The organism is Desulfovibrio aminophilus DSM 12254 (assembly GCF_000422565.1).
GTDB classification, from domain to species: Bacteria; Desulfobacterota; Desulfovibrionia; order Desulfovibrionales; family Desulfovibrionaceae; genus Aminidesulfovibrio; species Aminidesulfovibrio aminophilus.
The window spans coordinates 72,583-87,627 of record NZ_AUMA01000016.1; the positions used below are offsets into that span (position 1 = coordinate 72,583).

Below are 15,045 nucleotides of genomic sequence, written 5' to 3' on the forward strand. Positions count from 1 at the left end.
GGAGGGCCTGGCCTACTTCTTCAACAACACCGCCCCGACCTTGTCCAGGGCGGTCTTCAGCGTCTCGTCGGCCACGGCGTAGGAGAAACGGATGCAGCGGTCGTCGCCGAAGGCCGAGCCGGGCACCAGGGCCACGCCCGCCTTCTCCAGGATGCGGGTGCAGAGCGCGGCCGAGTCCGGGGCCTCCTCGTCGTAGAAGGCCGACAGCACCGGAAAGAGATAGAACGCGCCGTCCGGGGTGGGACAGACGGCCCCGGGCCAGGATCGGATGATCCCCAGGGCCAGGTCGCGGCGGCGCTTGAAGGCGGCGCGCATCTCGTCCACCACGTCCCAGGGGCCCTCCAGGGCGGCCACGGCCGCGTGCTGGACGAAGGAGCAGACGTTGGAGGTGCTCTGGCCCTGGATCTTGTTCATGGCCTTGACCAGCTCCGGGTGGGCCAGGGCCCAGCCCAGACGCCAGCCGGTCATGCAGAAGCTCTTGGACAGCGCGCCGACCAGGGCGCAGGACTCGGGGTGGGCCTCGAAGAACCCGGCCAGGGTGCTCGGCTTGGCGGGCTCGTAGACGAGGTGGTCGTAGACCTCGTCGGAGATGACGAAGACGCCCTTGCTCCGGGCCCATTCGGCCAGGGCGGTCAGGCGCTCCTGGGCGTAGTGCCCGCCCGTGGGATTGGAGGGCGAGCCGAGGATGAGGACCTTGACCTTGGGGGTCCAGGCCCGCTCCAGATCCTCCACGTCCAGGAGGAAGCCCTTTTCCGGGGCCGCGGGCACGAACACGGGTTCGCCGTCGGCCAGGAGGACCATGTCCGGGTAGCTCACCCAGTAGGGCGCGGGGATGAGCACCTGGTCGCCGGGATTCAGCAGGGCCATGAAGAGGTTGTAGAGCACCTGCTTGCCGCCGTTGGAGACGATGACGTTCTCCTGGGCGGCCTTGGTTCCGTAGAAACGGCCGTAGGACATGGCCGCGGCCCGGCGCAGAGCCGGGATGCCGGGAACCGGGGTGTAGCGGGTGTGCCCGGCGTCCAGGGCCGCCTTGGCGGCCTCGACCACGTGCGGGGGCGTGGGGAAGTCGGGCTCGCCCACGGCCAGACTGATGATCTGCCGTCCCTGGGCCTTGAGCTCCTGGGCCTTGGCGTTGACGGCCAGGGTGGCCGAGGGGCGGATGCGCGACAGTCGCTGGGAGATGTTCATGGTTCGGATGTCCTCGAAAGGTGTGGTTTTTACCCGTTCTAGGATATTTCCCGGCCGAGGTAAACACAGACCCGGCGCGGGGTTTGAACGGGAGTCGTGCGTCCATCGAAGCTCCCGGGCCCTGGTTTTTTTTCCAGACTTTTTTTATACATCTTGACTACCGCCGCGCGCCCCGCTTTTCGTTGAACGGATAACGCCCGTCGGAAGAAATATCGAATCCACCATGAAGGAAGCAGCCCCCATGAGCGAGTCCAAGGTTCCCGCCGCATTGCCCGAGGTCGCCATCTCCGAGAACGCCCGCATCGTCCTGGAACGCCGCTATCTGCGCAAGGACGGCGAGGGCAAGCCCTGCGAGACCCCGAAGGCGCTGTTCTGGCGGGTGGCCAAGGCCATCGCCTCCGAGGAGGGCAAGTACAAGAAGTCCTCCTACACGGTGGACGCCCTGGCGCGCGAGTTCTACGACCTGATGACCTCCTTCCGCTTCCTGCCCAACTCGCCCACGCTCATGAACGCGGGCACGGACCTGGGCCAGCTGGCGGCCTGCTTCGTGCTGCCCGTGGGCGACAGCATGGAGGAGATTTTCGACGCGGTGAAGCACGCCGCGCTGATCCACAAGTCCGGCGGCGGCACGGGATTCTCCTTCTCGCGGCTGCGGCCCAAGGCCGCGCGCGTGGGCTCCACGGGCGGCATCGCCTCGGGCCCGATCTCGTTCCTGCGCATCTTCAACACCGCCACCGAGCAGGTGAAGCAGGGCGGCACCCGGCGCGGGGCCAACATGGGCATCCTGCGCGTGGACCATCCCGACATCCTGGAGTTCATCAAGGCCAAGGAGCGCGAGGGCGAACTGAACAACTTCAACCTCTCCGTGGCCCTGACCGAGAAGTTCATGCGCGCCGTGGAGAAGGACGAGGAATACGGCCTCGTGGCCCCGCACACCAAGGACGTCAAGGCCCGGCTCAAGGCCCGCGAGGTCTTCCAGATCCTGGTGCGCAAGGCCTGGGAGTCCGGCGACCCGGGCATCGTGTTCCTGGACCGCATCAACCGCGACAACCCCACCCCGGCCCTGGGCGAGATCGAGTCCACCAACCCCTGCGGCGAGCAGCCCCTGCTGCCCTACGAGGCCTGCAACCTGGGTTCCCTGAACCTGGCCGTGCTCTTCCGCGACAAGCCCAACGGCAAGTCCAAGGCCAAGGGCAAGAAGGCCAAGAACGGCGAGGCCCGGCCCGAGGAGCACATCGACTGGGACGAGCTCAAGCGCATGACGCACCTGGCCGTGCGCTTCCTGGACAACGTCATCGACGCCTCGCGCTACCCGCTGCCCCAGATCACGGACATGGTCCAGCGCAACCGCAAGATCGGCCTGGGCGTCATGGGCTTCGCGGACCTGCTCTACCAGTTGGGCGTGCCCTACAACTCCCAGGAGGGCGTGGACCTGGCCGGGCGGGTCATGGAGTTCGTGCAGGCCGAGGCCCGCAGCGCGTCCAAGACCCTGGGCAAGGAGCGCGGGGCCTTCCCGGAATACGAGCGCTCCACCTGGGGCAAGAAGAACCTGGGCCCCTACCGCAACGCCACCACGACCACCATCGCGCCCACGGGCACCCTGTCCATCCTGGCGGGCTGCTCCTCGGGCGTGGAGCCGCTGTTCGCACTCTCCTTCGTGCGCAACGTCATGGACGGTGACCGGCTGGTGGAGTCCAACCCCTATTTCGAGGACGCGCTGAAGAAGGCCGAGGCCTACAGCCCCAAGCTCATGGAGGAGGTGGCCAAGGTCGGCTCGGTCCGCAAGATGAAGTTCCTGCCCGAGGAGCTGCGCCGGGTCTTCGTCACGGCCATGGACATCGAGCCGCTCTGGCACCTCAAGATGCAGGCCGCCTTCCAGAAGTACACGGACAACGCGGTGTCCAAGACCGTGAACCTGCCCAACTCGGCCACCCAGGACGACATCCGGGACATCTACTGGAAGGCCTACGAATACGGCTGCAAGGGCGTGACCGTGTACCGCGACGGTTGCAAGTCGTCACAGGTGCTCTGCACGGGCGACGGCCAGGAGAAGAAGGACGGCGAGGGCAAGAAGAAGAGCGTGGTCAAGGGCCGGCCCGACGTGGTCTACGGCTTCACCCAGAAGGTGGAGACGGGCCTGGGCGTGCTCTACCTCACGGTGAACGAGGTGGACGGCAAGCCGTTCGAGGTCTTCGCCACCATCGGCAAGTCGGGCCGGAGCATCACGGCCAAGGCCGAGGCCATCGGCAGGCTGGTGTCCCTGGCCCTGCGCAGCGGGGTGGAGGTCATCGACATCGTGCAGCAGCTCAAGGGCATCGGCGGCGAACACCCGAAGTTCCAGAAGAAGTACCTGGTGCAGTCGATCCCGGACGCCGTGGCCTACGTGTTCGAGAACCGCTACCTCAAGGACCGGAAGGTGACGGTGGACAACGGCAACACGCTGGACAAACCCACCTGCCCGGAATGCGGCGAGGAACTCGTGTTCGAGGAAGGCTGCCACATCTGCAAGGCCTGCGGGTTCACGAAGTGCGGGTGAGAGGGAATTCCGTATGAGCAAAAAAGCGGCATCAATAATAATTAAAGACAAACATTTTGCCATTGACTTGTTGCTGACATACGCGAATTCTTATTTAAAATCAGCGAATCTGACCAAACCCGCGCATACGATTGAGGACGCAGTAGAAAGAATGCAAATTTTGATTTCTCCAGGTTATTTTTTACGGCTTGTTGCTTTGGAATTATTTTTTAAAGCATTAAAGATTGTAGACGAAAATTTAGAATTTGATAAAACTCATGAATTACATACTATGTATAGCCAACTCGGGGATACAACAAAAGGGAAATTATTATCTACAGTAAACTTACTTATTCAACATAACCCTCCTCAGCTGCCTCTTGGAAATGGCTTTTACGGTACGCTCGATGAAGATGCCCTAGCAAAGAAACTAAAGCTATTTTCAAAAAATCTCGTCGCCTCAAGATATCCATTTGAAAAATATCTTAATAGAACAAGAAATGAATATGAAAAGACGGGCAAAAATTCTAGTTCTAAAAAATCGCCAGAGCAATTCGATTTTGTTTATGACGGCGAACTGCTTGGCGTAATATTATACTCGATACAACTTGTCCTGCATGAACTCGCTCCCAGCCAATTTACTCCAGACTTTATGCTTGACCGCGAACAGCCCGGCGAGCAGGAACGCGAGTCCCTGTGACGCGCTTCCTTCTGGACACCAATATCTGCATCTACTGCATCAAGCGGAAGCCGCGCGCCGTGCTGGACCGCTTCCGGGCCCAGCCCGCGGCCGCCATCGGCGTGTCGGCCGTCACGGTGGCCGAACTGGAGTTCGGGGTGTCCAAGAGCGCGGACCCGGCGCGCAACCGGGCGGCCCTCATCGCCTTCCTGGCCCCCCTGGAGATCGCGGCCTTCGACGACCGCGCGGCCGAGGAATACGGCCGCATCCGCGCCCACCTGCAAGCCCGGGGAACGCCCATCGGCCCCCTGGACACCCTCATCGCGGCCCACGCCCTGGGCCTGGGCGCGACCCTCGTGACCAACAACGAGCGGGAGTTCCGCCGCGTGCCCGGCCTGAACGTGGAGAACTGGGCGGGCTGACCCTACCCGTTCACCGCCCTGGGCCGGACTTCTTCCTTGATCCGTTCGGCCAGGTTCTCGTCCTCGGCCTTTTCCAAATCAAAGCGCGTCTGGAGATTGAGCCAGACCTCGGGCGTGGTGCCGAAGTAGGCGGCCAGACGCATGGCCGTGTCCACGCTCACGGAACGGCGGCCGCGCACGAGGTCGTTGACGCGCTGGGCCGGGACGCGCAGGTCCAGGGCCAGCCGGGTCTGGCTGATGCCCAGCGGCTTGAGGAACTCTTCCAGCAGAATTTCGCCCGGATGAATGGGCGGCAGCTTCACGGCCATGCCCGCCACCTCCTTAATGATAGTCGACAATCTCCACGTCCCGGGCATCCGCTCCGGTCCAGACGAAACAAATCCGGTACTGGTCGTTGATGCGGATGCTGTGCTGCCCCTGGCGATCGCCCTTGAGGGCTTCCAGCCTGTTGCCCGGAGGGATGCGCAAGTCCTCAAGCCGTTTGGCCGAGTCCAGCCAGACCAGCTTCCGCCGGGCCACGGCCTGGATGCTCGCCGGGAACCGCCGAGAGGCATTCCGCAGAAACAGCTTCTCAGTTTCCCCGCACTTGAAGGACGCGATCATATGCCATGCATATCACGCGACGCATGACATGTAAACACGGATAGAAGCCTGCGCAATCCCTGCCCACCCCTTCCCTTTCTTGCGCACCCGGGATGCTCCGCGCGGGGTGGCGGGCCTGAAAAATCCAGTTGATCCGGCCTGATGCCGGTTGGCACTGTCCATGCTCTCCCCGGCTGTCGGCGGGCTCCCGGTCCCGTCGGCCTAAGGAGAAGGCAAGGCGATGCGAAACAGGATGCTCTGCGTCGCGCTGTTGTCCCTGGCCCTGACGCTTCCGGCCTGCGCGGAGATGAACGACCCGTTCTTTTTCGGCGGCTCCGCCCCGCATCACCACAGGCCGGTGTATGTCTACGAACCCGCGCCCGTGTATTACGTGGGCGCGCCGCGAACGGTCGTCTACCGCGCCGCGCCCCGGCCGGTGGTCCACCGCGCGGCTCCGGTCTCGCGCCACGACGGCCGCTGGGACCGGCATGACGGTCCCCGACACAAGCCGGGTCGTCACCATTGGCGGCATTAACTCTCGCCGGATGTGACCTTTTCCCGTTTGCATCGTATAATGGAAATGGACCGGCTCCAGTCTCCGGCCCAAGGAACAAGGAGGACTCCCATGATCCGCTTGAAGACTCTGCCCGTGGCCGCCCTGGCCCTGATCCTGGCCCTGGCCCTTCCGACCCTGTCGTCGGCCCAGAACAAAGGCAATGGCGGGAACAAGGCCGCCCGCATCGAACAACAGACCCAGACCAAGCTCGAACGGACCCAGGACCAGATCGACAGCCAGGCCGCAAAGGGCCACGATCAGGCCGTGGAGCAGGGCCAGAAGAAGATGATCCGCACCGAGGACAAGGCCCGCGAGAGGGTCCACCGCACCGATGACGGCACGGGCCAGGGCGGCTGGAACGACGACGCCCCGGGCAAGGGCAAGGGAGACAAGGGCAAGAAGGACAAGTCCGACAAGGGGAACAAGGGCGGCAAGCCGGACAAGGGCAAGAAGAAGAACAAGTAGCGCCGCGCCCCGAAAAAAACGGAAGCCCCGCACGCGCGGGGCTTTTCTTTCGCCTTTCCGAAACGCGGCGAAGCCGCCCGCAGCCGGGGCCGCCTAGATGCGCTTGGCGATGGCCAGGACCGTGCCCGCGTAGGTCCGGTCGTGGTTGTAGCGCATGATGACCCGCATCTGGCCGTTGTGATTCAGGCCCTTCCGCCAGCCCGCGTTCTTCAGGTAGTTGGCCGCGCTGTGGATGGCGTCGGCCGGGGCGAAGAGGTCCACCTTGCCGTCGCGGTTGCCGTCCACCCCGAGCTTGAGCGCGTTGGTGGGCATGAACTGGCACAGGCCGATGGCCCCGTAGATGGAGCCCGGCACGATCACCGGGTCCGAGCGGTTGGTCAGGGACAGCTCCAGGAAGGCCTTGAGTTCCTCGTAGGCCCAGTCGGCCTTCTGGCCCTGGCGCATCTTGAGCCAATCCACCTGGGCCGCGTTGGGCGAAAACTCCTCCAGATAGCCGCGCACCACATCGTAGTCCCGCGTGGCGGCCATGCTGGCCAGCACGCTCAGCGCCGGACGTTCGCCGCAATACTTGCCGAGCTTGGTCTCGACCATGAGGATGGCCACCAGCACCTGCCGGGGCAGGCCGTATTTCCTTTCGGCGGCCGCCAGGGCCTTGGCGTTGGCCTTCATGAAGGCCGCGATCTCGGCCCGGTTGGCCGGGGTGAGCCAGGTCTCCCAGATGGTCTTGTGCGGCCCGGGCTGGACCTCCGGACGGGGCAGGTACTTGGTCTTGAACAGGGCGCGCAGCTTCTTGCCCATGTAGGCCGGGTCGAAGCGCACCTCGGGCCGGGCGAACACGGCCTCCAGTTCGGCGCGCGGCAGGCCGTCGGCCTCCAGCTCGGACAGGAGCAGGGCCCAGGCCGGGTCCGGCGCGGGGACGGCGGGCTCCGGGTCCGGAACGGGCATGAGCGCCTCGGCGCGCACCTCGCTCTCGTCGATCCCGCGGACCGCCTCGCGCACTTCCTCCGCGCCAGAAACCGGCTCGTCCTGGGCCCGTGACGGGGCGGCCAGGGCCAGCAGCAGGCAGAGGGCGAGGACGATGCGCGCGTTCATGTCTCTCAGGCGAACACCACGGTTTTGTTGCGGTCCACGATGATCCGGTCTTCCAGGTGCCAGCGCACGGCCCGCGCCAGAACCTGACGCTCCAGGTCGCGGCCCAGATCCTTGAGCGCGTCCACGTCGTGACGATGGCAGACCCTGGCCACATCCTGCTCTATGATCGGCCCGCCGTCCAGCTCGGCGGTCACGTAATGGGCCGTGGCACCGATGAGCTTCACCCCGCGTTCGCGGGCCTGACGGTAGGGGTCCGCGCCCACGAAGGCGGGCAGAAAGGAGTGATGGATGTTGATGATCGACGGAAAGCGGGAGACGAAGTCCGCCGAAAGGATCCGCATGTAGCGGGCCAGGACCAGGAGGTCGAAGCGGCCCTCCATGAGCTCCAACATGCGCGCCTCGGCCGCAGCCTTGTCGCCGTCGGCGGGCACGTAGTGGAAGGGCACCCCGAAGGCCTCCACGGGTTCGCGCAGCACCGGGTGGTTGCTGACCACCATGCCCACGTCGCAGTCCAATTCGCCCCGGGACCAGCGCCAGAGCAGCTCCAGCAGGCAGTGCTCCTGGCCGGAGACCAGGATGGCCGCCTTCTTGGTGTCGCTGGAATAGCCGATGCGCCAGTCCATCTGGAAGGGCCGGGCCACGATCTCGGAAAAGGCGTCCTCCAGAACGCCCCGGGTCACGTCCAGGCGGGGGGTCTGGAACTCCAGGCGCATGAAGAATGCGCCGCCCTCGGGGTCGCTGGTGTGCTGGTCCAGGGCGGTGATGTTGGCCCCGTGCGAGGCCAGGAAGTTGGTCACGGCGGCCACGATCCCGGGTTTGTCCGGGCAGGTGATGCGCAGCCGCGCCACGGCGTTCTCGTTCATGGCCGCTCCTGTAGCCGAGGAAGGGAAAAAAGGCCAGAGCGCGGGGCGCGCCCGGGATGTGAGAAAAATTGCGCCCGGTGTGCAAAAATGCGCGCCCGTCCCGGAGGGATTGCACATGGCCTCGCACCGAGAATCAATGAATCCAACACGTTGCGTTTTGGCACCGCTCTTGCTCAATGCAAACCAAGAGGCCGGGCCTCACTCCCACCCGGCGCTCCTCTCTCCGCAAGCGATCCAGACCAACCCCCCTCCTCTTGAAGCGCCCCGACCCGACGGGGCGCTTCCCTTTTGCGGGGCCTTGTCGTAAGCAAAACGCATGGTCCGAACCAGACGGCTGCGCGATCCCATGAACGGCCTGACCCACTGCGTGGGCGCGGGCCTCTCCGTGGTGGGCCTGATCCTGCTCGTGATCGAGGCCTGCACCCCGGTCCGCCCCTGGCACCTGGTGACCTTCTCGCTCTTCGGAGCCGGGCTCGTGCTGCTCTACACCGCCAGCACCCTCTACCACTGGCTGCCCTTGTCCGAGGCCGGGGTGCGCCGTCTGCGCCGCCTGGACCACGCCATGATCTTCGTGCTCATCGCGGCCACCTACACGCCCATCTGCCTCATCCCCCTGCGCGGGCCCTGGGGCTGGTCCCTGTTCGGCGTGATCTGGGGCCTGGCCCTGGCCGGGATCGCCATGAAACTCTGCTGGCTCTCGGCCCCCCGCCGCCTGTCCACGGGCATCTACCTCTTCATGGGCTGGCTCTGTCTGGCGGCGATCTGGCCCATGCTCCAGACCATGCCCCCGGGCGCGTTCGTCTGGCTGGCCGTGGGCGGGGCATCCTACACCCTGGGCGGGCTGGTCTACGCCCTGAAGAAGCCCGACCCCTGGCCGGGGCTGCTCGGGTTCCACGAAATCTTCCACCTCTTCGTCATGGGCGGCAGTCTGGCCCACTTCTGGGTCATGTACGCCTACCTGGCCCGCATGGACTGAAACCCCGCGTTTTACAAACTCGGGCCGTCGCGATAGAACGCCCGGACATGGTCGAAGCCAAGCATCTGTCCCATTCCTTCGGCTCCCAGTGGGCCCTCAAGGACATCTCCTTCAGCCTGGGCAAGGGCGAGTTCCTGTTCCTCACCGGCCACTCCGGCGCGGGCAAGACCACGCTCCTGCGCCTGCTCTACGGCGCCCTGCCCGTGACCCGCGGCGCGCTGCGGGTGGCGGGCTTCGACCTGCACAAACTCTCGCCCTCGCGCGTGCCGGACCTGCGCCGCCGCATCGGCGTGGTCTTCCAGGACTTCAAGATCCTGCCCAAGCGCACGGTGTACGAGAACGTGGCCCTGGCCCTGGAGGTCCGAGGCATGGCCCGGCACCTCATGGACCGCCGCGTGCGCGCCATCATCCGGGCCCTGGGCCTGGAGCCCAAGGCCTATTCCGCCTGCGAGCGACTTTCCGGCGGCGAGCAGCAGCGCGTGGCCATCGCCCGCTCCATGGTCACCAACCCGAGCCTCATCCTGGCCGACGAGCCCACCGGCAACCTGGACCAGGACCTGACCACCCACCTCATGGACATCTTCCGCCAGTTCCATTCCTATGGAACATCGGTGATCATGGCCACGCACAATCGCGAGATCCTGAAGCTCGTGCCCGGCGCGCGCATCCTGCACATGGAGAACGGCTGCGCCGTGAACCTCCCCTGCCCGGACGGACCGGAGGACGAACGGTGATCGGCCAGCTTCTGCGCCTGACCCTGCGCGGCCTGCGCGACATGGCCCTGCACCCCTGGGCCCAGGTCTTCACCCTGGCCGCCGTGACCCTGGTCACGCTCCTGGCCGGGCTGTTCCTCATGCTCGTGCACAACGTGAACCAGGAGCTTCTGCGCAACCGGGGCCAGGTGCAGTTCCAGGTCTACTGGAAGGCCTCCGCGCCCGAGGCCGAGGTGGAGAAGCAGTGGGAGGGGCTGCGCAAGCTCGACGGGCTCACGGACATGGACACCTACACGCCCAGGCGGGCCCTCTCGGACCTGGCCGGAGCCCTGGGCGACGCCGGGGACTTCAGCTGGCTCGAAGGCCAGAACCCCCTGCCCTATTCCGCGGTCCTCTCCTTCGCCATGTCCCCGGACCGGCTGGCCGAGGGCTGGTCCCTGGCCATCCTGGCCCGGCTCAAGAACATGGACCACGTGGACAAGGTCCACTTCAACCCCATGCAGATGGACATGGCCAAGGGCTGGATCACCCTGACCAAGACCGTGATCTGGCCGATCATCGGCTTCCTGGCCCTGATCGTGGCCCTGGTGGTCTCCAACACCATCCGCCTCTCCCTGCTCACCCGGCTGGACGAGGTGGAGATCCTGGCCCTGGTGGGCGCGCGGCCCTGGTACATCCGCTGGCCCCTGCTCACCGGCGGGGCCGTGCAGGGGCTTCTGGGCAGCGGCCTGGCCCTGGCCGGGCTCAAGCTCGTGCAGGGCGCGCTGCGCGACGCCCTGAACTTCCCGCCGCTGTTCCTGCGCATCGAGTTCCTGCCCTGGAGCCAGGCGGCGGTGCTCTGCGCGGTGGTCACCCTGGTGGGCGTGGCCAGCAGCTTCGTGGCCGTGCGGCGCTAGAGCTCCGGCGCGAACGGCGGCACGAGGCAGACGATCCGCAGGGGCTCGGAGCCCGTGTTGCGGATGTGGTGCTCCTCGCCCGGGGCGATGAACAGCACGCTGCCCGGGCCGAAGTCCACGGGCGCGCCGTCCTTGAGAATGCTGCCCGTGCCGGAGACCACGAACTGCTCGTGTTCCCAGGGGTGGCTGTGGGCCGGGATGGACGCGCCCGGAGCCACCTCGATGAGCCGCATGCAGAAATTCACGGCCCCGTCGGCCTTGCCCAGCAGCACCCGGCCAGTGACGCCCGCCCCGGCGACGGGCAGGACGCGCGGCTCCACTTCCGCATAGCTTTTCAGGATCTTCACGGTGTTTCCTCCCGGTTCGCGGCCTGGCGGAAATCGCCCGACCCTGCCCGGGCATAACTCGAAGCGGGCCCTTTTTGAAGCGGCGGGCGGACGCCCACGCAAAACGCTGGACCCCCGCCGCGAGTTGTATCATGCTGGCCGTCGCCGCCGAGCCCTGTTCCGGCGGCGCATTCGGCGGGCCGCCGACCGGCGCGTCCCGCGTCACAAGGAGAGGGATCATGCGCAGCAAGAAGATGACCAACGGATTGGAGAAGGCCCCCCACAGATCGCTCATGCACGCCACGGGCCTGACCCGCGAGGAGATGGACCGGCCCCTGGTGGGCGTGTGCAACGCCTTCAACGAACTCATCCCGGGCCACGCGCATCTGCGGCGGCTGACCCAGGCCGTGAAGGACGGCGTCCGCATGAACGGCGGCACGCCCCTGGAGTTCCCGGCCATCGGCGTCTGCGACGGGCTGGCCATGAACCACGAGGGCATGAAGTTCAGCCTGCCCAGCCGCGAAATCATCGCCGATTCCATCGAGATCATGGCCACGGCCCACCCCTTCGACGCCCTGGTCTGCGTGGGTAGCTGCGACAAGATCATCCCCGGAATGCTCATGGCCCTGCTCCGGCTGAACATCCCGGCCCTGCTCGTCTCCGGCGGCCCCATGCTGGCCGGGCGCCATCAAAAGAAAGGCGTGGACCTCATCACGGCCTTCGAGGCCGTGGGCCGCGTCCGGGCCGGAACCATGACCGAGGCCGAGCTGTCCGACATGGAGCAGTGCGCCTGCCCCACCTGCGGCTCCTGCTCGGGCATGTTCACGGCCAACACCATGAACTGCCTGGCCGAAGGCATGGGTCTGGCCCTGCCCGGCAACGGCACCATCCCGGCCGTGATGGCCGCCCGCGAACGCCTGGCCAAGCTCTCCGGCATGCGGGTCATGGACCTGCTGCGCGCGGACCTCAAACCCCGCGACATCGTCACCGAGAAAAGCGCGAGGAACGCCGTGGCCCTGGACATGGCCCTGGGCGGCTCCACCAACACCGTGCTCCACCTGCCCGCCGTGTTCCGCGAGGCCGGGCTCTCCGTGGACCTGAAGCTCTTCGACGAGATCAGCAAGAAAACCCCGGACCTCTGCAAGCTCTCCCCCGCCGGGCACCACCACATCGAGGATCTGAACGCGGCCGGAGGCATCCAGGCCGTGCTCTCCGAGCTGGTGCGCGGCGGCTTCGCCGACCCCTCGGCCATGACCGCCACGGGCCGGACCGTGGGCGAGAACCTGGCCGACCTGCAGGCCGCCGTGCTCGACCCCGAGGTCATCCGGCCCCTGGAGAAGCCCTATTCCCCCGAGGGCGGCATCGCCATCCTCTACGGCAACATCGCGCCCCAGGGCTGCGTGGTGAAGCAGGCCGCCGTGGCCCCGGAGATGATGAAGCGCACCGGCACGGCGCGGCCCTTCGACTCCGAGGAGGAGGCCGTGACCGCCATCCTGGGCGGAAAAATCGTCAAGGGCGACGTGGTGGTCATCCGCTACGAGGGCCCCAGGGGCGGCCCGGGCATGCGCGAAATGCTCACCCCAACCTCGGCCATCGCGGGCATGGGCCTGGGCGCGGACGTGGCCCTCATCACCGACGGCCGCTTCTCCGGCGGCACGCGCGGCGCGGCCATCGGCCACGTCTCGCCGGAGGCCGCCTCGGGCGGGCCCATCGGCCTGGTGCGCGAGGGCGACCGCATCGCCATCGACATCCCGGCGCGGAGCATCGAACTGCTGGTGGACGAATCGGAACTGGCCCGGCGCAAGGCCGCCTGGAAACCCCTGGACAAGCCCATCGCCTCGCCGTTCCTGCGGCGCTACGCCTCGCGCGTCAGTTCGGCGGCGCAGGGGGCCGTGCTGGAGTAGACGATGCGTGACATCGCCAAGTTCATCAACGGATTCAAGGCTTTTCAGGACAACTACTTCTGCGGGGACGAGGAGGTCTTCCAGCGGCTGCGCTCCGGCCAGAATCCCCGCGCCCTGCTCATCGGCTGCTGCGACTCGCGGGTGGACCCGGCCATCCTCACGAACAGCGCGCCCGGCGACCTGTTCGTGATCCGCAACGTGGCCAACCTCGTGCCTCCATGCGAGGACGACGGCGGCCACCACGGCGTGAGCGCGGCCCTGGAATTCGCGGTGCGCGTGCTCCTGGTGGAGCACGTCATCGTCATGGGCCACAGCGCCTGCGGCGGCATCCGCTCGCTCATGCGCGGGGAGTTCGGCCAGGCCAGGGACTTCCTGCCCCGCTGGGTGGACATCATGGCCCCGGCCCGGGAACGCGTGCTGCGGGAGCTGCCGGACAAGTCCCCGGAGCTGCAGGAACGCGCCTGCGAACAGGCCGCCGTGCTCGTGTCCCTGGACAACCTGCTGACCTTCCCCTGGGTCCGGGAGCGCGTGGAGACGGGCAGCCTGCTCCTGCACGGCTGGTATTTCGACCTGGAGCGCGGCGAACTGCTGAGCTACCTGCCCCAGTCCGGCCAGTTCGAACCCCTGGTCCCGCGCTGCGAGGCTGGCTAGTCCCAGGTCTTGGGCAGCAGGAAGCGGTAGGAGCGCAGGCCATGCACGGCCTGGACCAGCGGGCCGGAGAACAAACGCACGGCCCCGCCCATGAGCCCGGGCCCCGCCCCGCGCAGCAGGGCGAAGAGCGTCCAGCGCAGCGCGTTGGCCGCCCGGAACTCCGGGACGAGCACCCGCCGAATGCGCCGGGCATAGGCCGGACCAGGCTCGCCGCCCCGGTCCAAGGCCTCGATCACGGCCTCGGCCGCGTAGCGCCCCGTGGTCAGGGCGTAGAAAATCCCCTCCCCCAGCAAGGGCTCCACGAACCCGCCCGCGTCGCCCGCCAGGAGCGCGCGGCCGCCATAGGGCGTCTTCAGGTAGTTTCCATAGGGCAGCGGGTGGCCGTACACCGCCACACCCCGCATCCCGAGCAGCCCATGAAACCCGAGAAAATCCCGCAGCAGGCGGGGATAGTCCGGCTTGCCGCGCATGAGCCCGCACAGGCCCACCACCATGCCGTCGCTGTTGGGGAAGACCCAGCCGTAGCCCGTGTCCACGAACCCGGCGTAGAGCCGGGGATGATCCACGGCCCCGGGCAACGCTTCCCTGGGCACGAGAATCTCCACCGCGCCCGCCAGGCCCTTGCGCCAAGCCTCCCGGTCCGCCCCCAGGCGCTTGCGCACCACGCTGCCCGCGCCGTCCGCTCCGATGACGTACCGGCCCCGGAAGACCTCGCCCCCGGCGGTTGCCAGCTCCCCGCGTTCCGGCCTACACTCCGCCACCGCTCGGTTCGGGAAAAAGGCCGCGCCCCGGGCCCGGGCCAGCTCCAGCAGGCGCAGGTCCAGGATCCGGCGCTTGACCAGGACGAACGGCTCGGGCGACCGGCCCTCGGCCAGCAGCCGGTCCCGGTGGAAAATCTCATAACGGTCGCTGACGTGGTCGGTCGCGCCGTCCAGAACCCCGGGCCCGAAGACCCGCTCCAGGATCTGCCGGGTCTTCCAGGTCAGCAGGCCGCCGCAGAGCTTGTTCCGGGGGAACTCACGACGGTCCAGCACGGCCACGGACAGCCCGCGCCCGGCCAGTACGGCGGCCGCCGCGGAACCCGCCGGGCCCGCGCCCGCGATGACGACGTCGTATTCGTGGGTCATGGGCTGGAAGTCTTACAGGTCGAAAGAGCGGGAGGCAAGATGCCTCCGGCGGCCGGGCTCCGCCCGGACCCGCCAGGGGCCAGCGGCCCC

The 15,045-nt window shown here is 66.9% G+C and carries 17 protein-coding genes; 10 read left to right on the forward strand and 7 right to left on the reverse strand.

From position 1 onward, the window contains the following. Positions 1–12 precede the first annotated feature (12 nt). Entirely contained in the window at positions 13–1,188 is a 1,176-nt protein-coding gene (locus tag H587_RS0110945) for a pyridoxal phosphate-dependent aminotransferase (protein ID WP_027176305.1), read from the reverse strand. Positions 1,189–1,429: 241 nt separating this feature from the next. On the opposite strand from H587_RS0110945, the gene H587_RS0110950 reads away from it, so the two are divergent. Genes H587_RS0110950 through vapC form a run of 3 tightly spaced genes read left to right on the forward strand, consistent with a single transcriptional unit; the run spans position 1,430 to position 4,804 of the window. Continuing rightward, positions 1,430–3,724: a vitamin B12-dependent ribonucleotide reductase gene (locus H587_RS0110950; RefSeq protein WP_027176306.1), complete on the forward strand. Its 2,295-nt coding sequence runs from the start codon at positions 1,430–1,432 to the stop codon at positions 3,722–3,724. Positions 3,725–3,737: 13 nt separating this feature from the next. Next, positions 3,738–4,403 (forward strand): AbrB/MazE/SpoVT family DNA-binding domain-containing protein, encoded by a 666-nt coding sequence (locus H587_RS20610; RefSeq protein ID WP_156904526.1) that lies wholly within the window; start codon positions 3,738–3,740, stop codon positions 4,401–4,403. Then, entirely contained in the window at positions 4,400–4,804 is a 405-nt protein-coding gene (gene vapC, locus H587_RS0110955; protein ID WP_027176307.1) for a type II toxin-antitoxin system tRNA(fMet)-specific endonuclease VapC, read from the forward strand. Before H587_RS20610 ends, vapC begins: the two co-directional genes overlap by 4 nt. A 2-nt stretch (positions 4,805–4,806) precedes the next feature. On the opposite strand, the gene H587_RS0110960 is transcribed toward vapC, so the two are convergent. Together H587_RS0110960 and H587_RS0110965 are read right to left on the reverse strand one after the other, a co-directional pair. After that, complete coding sequence (locus tag H587_RS0110960) at positions 4,807–5,142, reverse strand: HigA family addiction module antitoxin (protein WP_342662372.1); 336 nt, start codon at positions 5,140–5,142, stop codon at positions 4,807–4,809. After that, positions 5,126–5,407 carry a type II toxin-antitoxin system RelE/ParE family toxin gene (locus H587_RS0110965; protein WP_027176309.1) on the reverse strand — a complete coding sequence of 94 codons (282 nt, stop codon included), beginning with the start codon at positions 5,405–5,407 and terminating at the stop codon, positions 5,126–5,128. Before H587_RS0110965 ends, H587_RS0110960 begins: the two co-directional genes overlap by 17 nt. A gap of 220 nt (positions 5,408–5,627) precedes the next feature. On the opposite strand from H587_RS0110965, the gene H587_RS0110970 reads away from it, so the two are divergent. Both H587_RS0110970 and H587_RS0110975 read left to right on the forward strand, forming a co-directional pair. After that, positions 5,628–5,921, forward strand: coding sequence for a hypothetical protein (locus H587_RS0110970; protein ID WP_156904527.1), 294 nt, complete (start codon positions 5,628–5,630; stop codon positions 5,919–5,921). 90 nt (positions 5,922–6,011) lie between these two features. Further along, positions 6,012–6,407, forward strand: a complete 396-nt coding sequence (locus H587_RS0110975) for a hypothetical protein (protein ID WP_027176311.1) — start codon at positions 6,012–6,014, stop codon at positions 6,405–6,407. A gap of 93 nt (positions 6,408–6,500) precedes the next feature. On the opposite strand, the gene H587_RS0110980 is transcribed toward H587_RS0110975, so the two are convergent. Together H587_RS0110980 and purU are read right to left on the reverse strand one after the other, a co-directional pair. Next, positions 6,501–7,499: a lytic murein transglycosylase gene (locus H587_RS0110980; RefSeq protein ID WP_051202696.1), complete on the reverse strand. Its 999-nt coding sequence runs from the start codon at positions 7,497–7,499 to the stop codon at positions 6,501–6,503. 5 nt (positions 7,500–7,504) lie between these two features. Continuing rightward, positions 7,505–8,362: a formyltetrahydrofolate deformylase gene (purU, locus tag H587_RS0110985; RefSeq protein ID WP_027176313.1), complete on the reverse strand. Its 858-nt coding sequence runs from the start codon at positions 8,360–8,362 to the stop codon at positions 7,505–7,507. 316 nt (positions 8,363–8,678) lie between these two features. On the opposite strand from purU, the gene trhA reads away from it, so the two are divergent. The 3 genes from trhA to H587_RS0111000 are packed head-to-tail and all read left to right on the forward strand — an operon-like array spanning position 8,679 to position 10,947. Continuing rightward, positions 8,679–9,338 carry a PAQR family membrane homeostasis protein TrhA gene (gene trhA / locus H587_RS0110990; protein ID WP_027176314.1) on the forward strand — a complete coding sequence of 220 codons (660 nt, stop codon included), beginning with the start codon at positions 8,679–8,681 and terminating at the stop codon, positions 9,336–9,338. Positions 9,339–9,385: 47 nt separating this feature from the next. Then, a complete protein-coding gene (ftsE, locus tag H587_RS18305; RefSeq protein WP_051202698.1) occupies positions 9,386–10,072 on the forward strand; it encodes a cell division ATP-binding protein FtsE in 687 nt (228 codons plus the stop codon). Continuing rightward, a complete protein-coding gene (locus tag H587_RS0111000; RefSeq protein WP_027176315.1) occupies positions 10,069–10,947 on the forward strand; it encodes a cell division protein FtsX in 879 nt (292 codons plus the stop codon). Before ftsE ends, H587_RS0111000 begins: the two co-directional genes overlap by 4 nt. Here the strand turns inward: H587_RS0111000 and H587_RS0111005 are convergent. After that, on the reverse strand, positions 10,944–11,294 hold the full coding sequence (locus H587_RS0111005; RefSeq protein WP_027176316.1) for a cupin domain-containing protein: 351 nt from the start codon (positions 11,292–11,294) through the stop codon (positions 10,944–10,946). The two genes, H587_RS0111000 and H587_RS0111005, sit on opposite strands and share 4 nt — an antisense overlap. A 218-nt stretch (positions 11,295–11,512) precedes the next feature. Between H587_RS0111005 and ilvD the strand changes: the two genes are divergently transcribed. Both ilvD and H587_RS0111015 read left to right on the forward strand, forming a co-directional pair. Continuing rightward, positions 11,513–13,177, forward strand: coding sequence for a dihydroxy-acid dehydratase (gene ilvD / locus H587_RS0111010; protein ID WP_027176317.1), 1,665 nt, complete (start codon positions 11,513–11,515; stop codon positions 13,175–13,177). Positions 13,178–13,180: 3 nt separating this feature from the next. Then, a complete protein-coding gene (locus H587_RS0111015) occupies positions 13,181–13,828 on the forward strand; it encodes a carbonic anhydrase (RefSeq protein WP_027176318.1) in 648 nt (215 codons plus the stop codon). On the opposite strand, the gene H587_RS0111020 is transcribed toward H587_RS0111015, so the two are convergent. Further along, positions 13,825–14,955, reverse strand: coding sequence for an NAD(P)/FAD-dependent oxidoreductase (locus H587_RS0111020; RefSeq protein ID WP_027176319.1), 1,131 nt, complete (start codon positions 14,953–14,955; stop codon positions 13,825–13,827). The genes H587_RS0111015 and H587_RS0111020 overlap by 4 nt on opposite strands. Between the last annotated feature and the right edge of the window lie 90 nt (positions 14,956–15,045).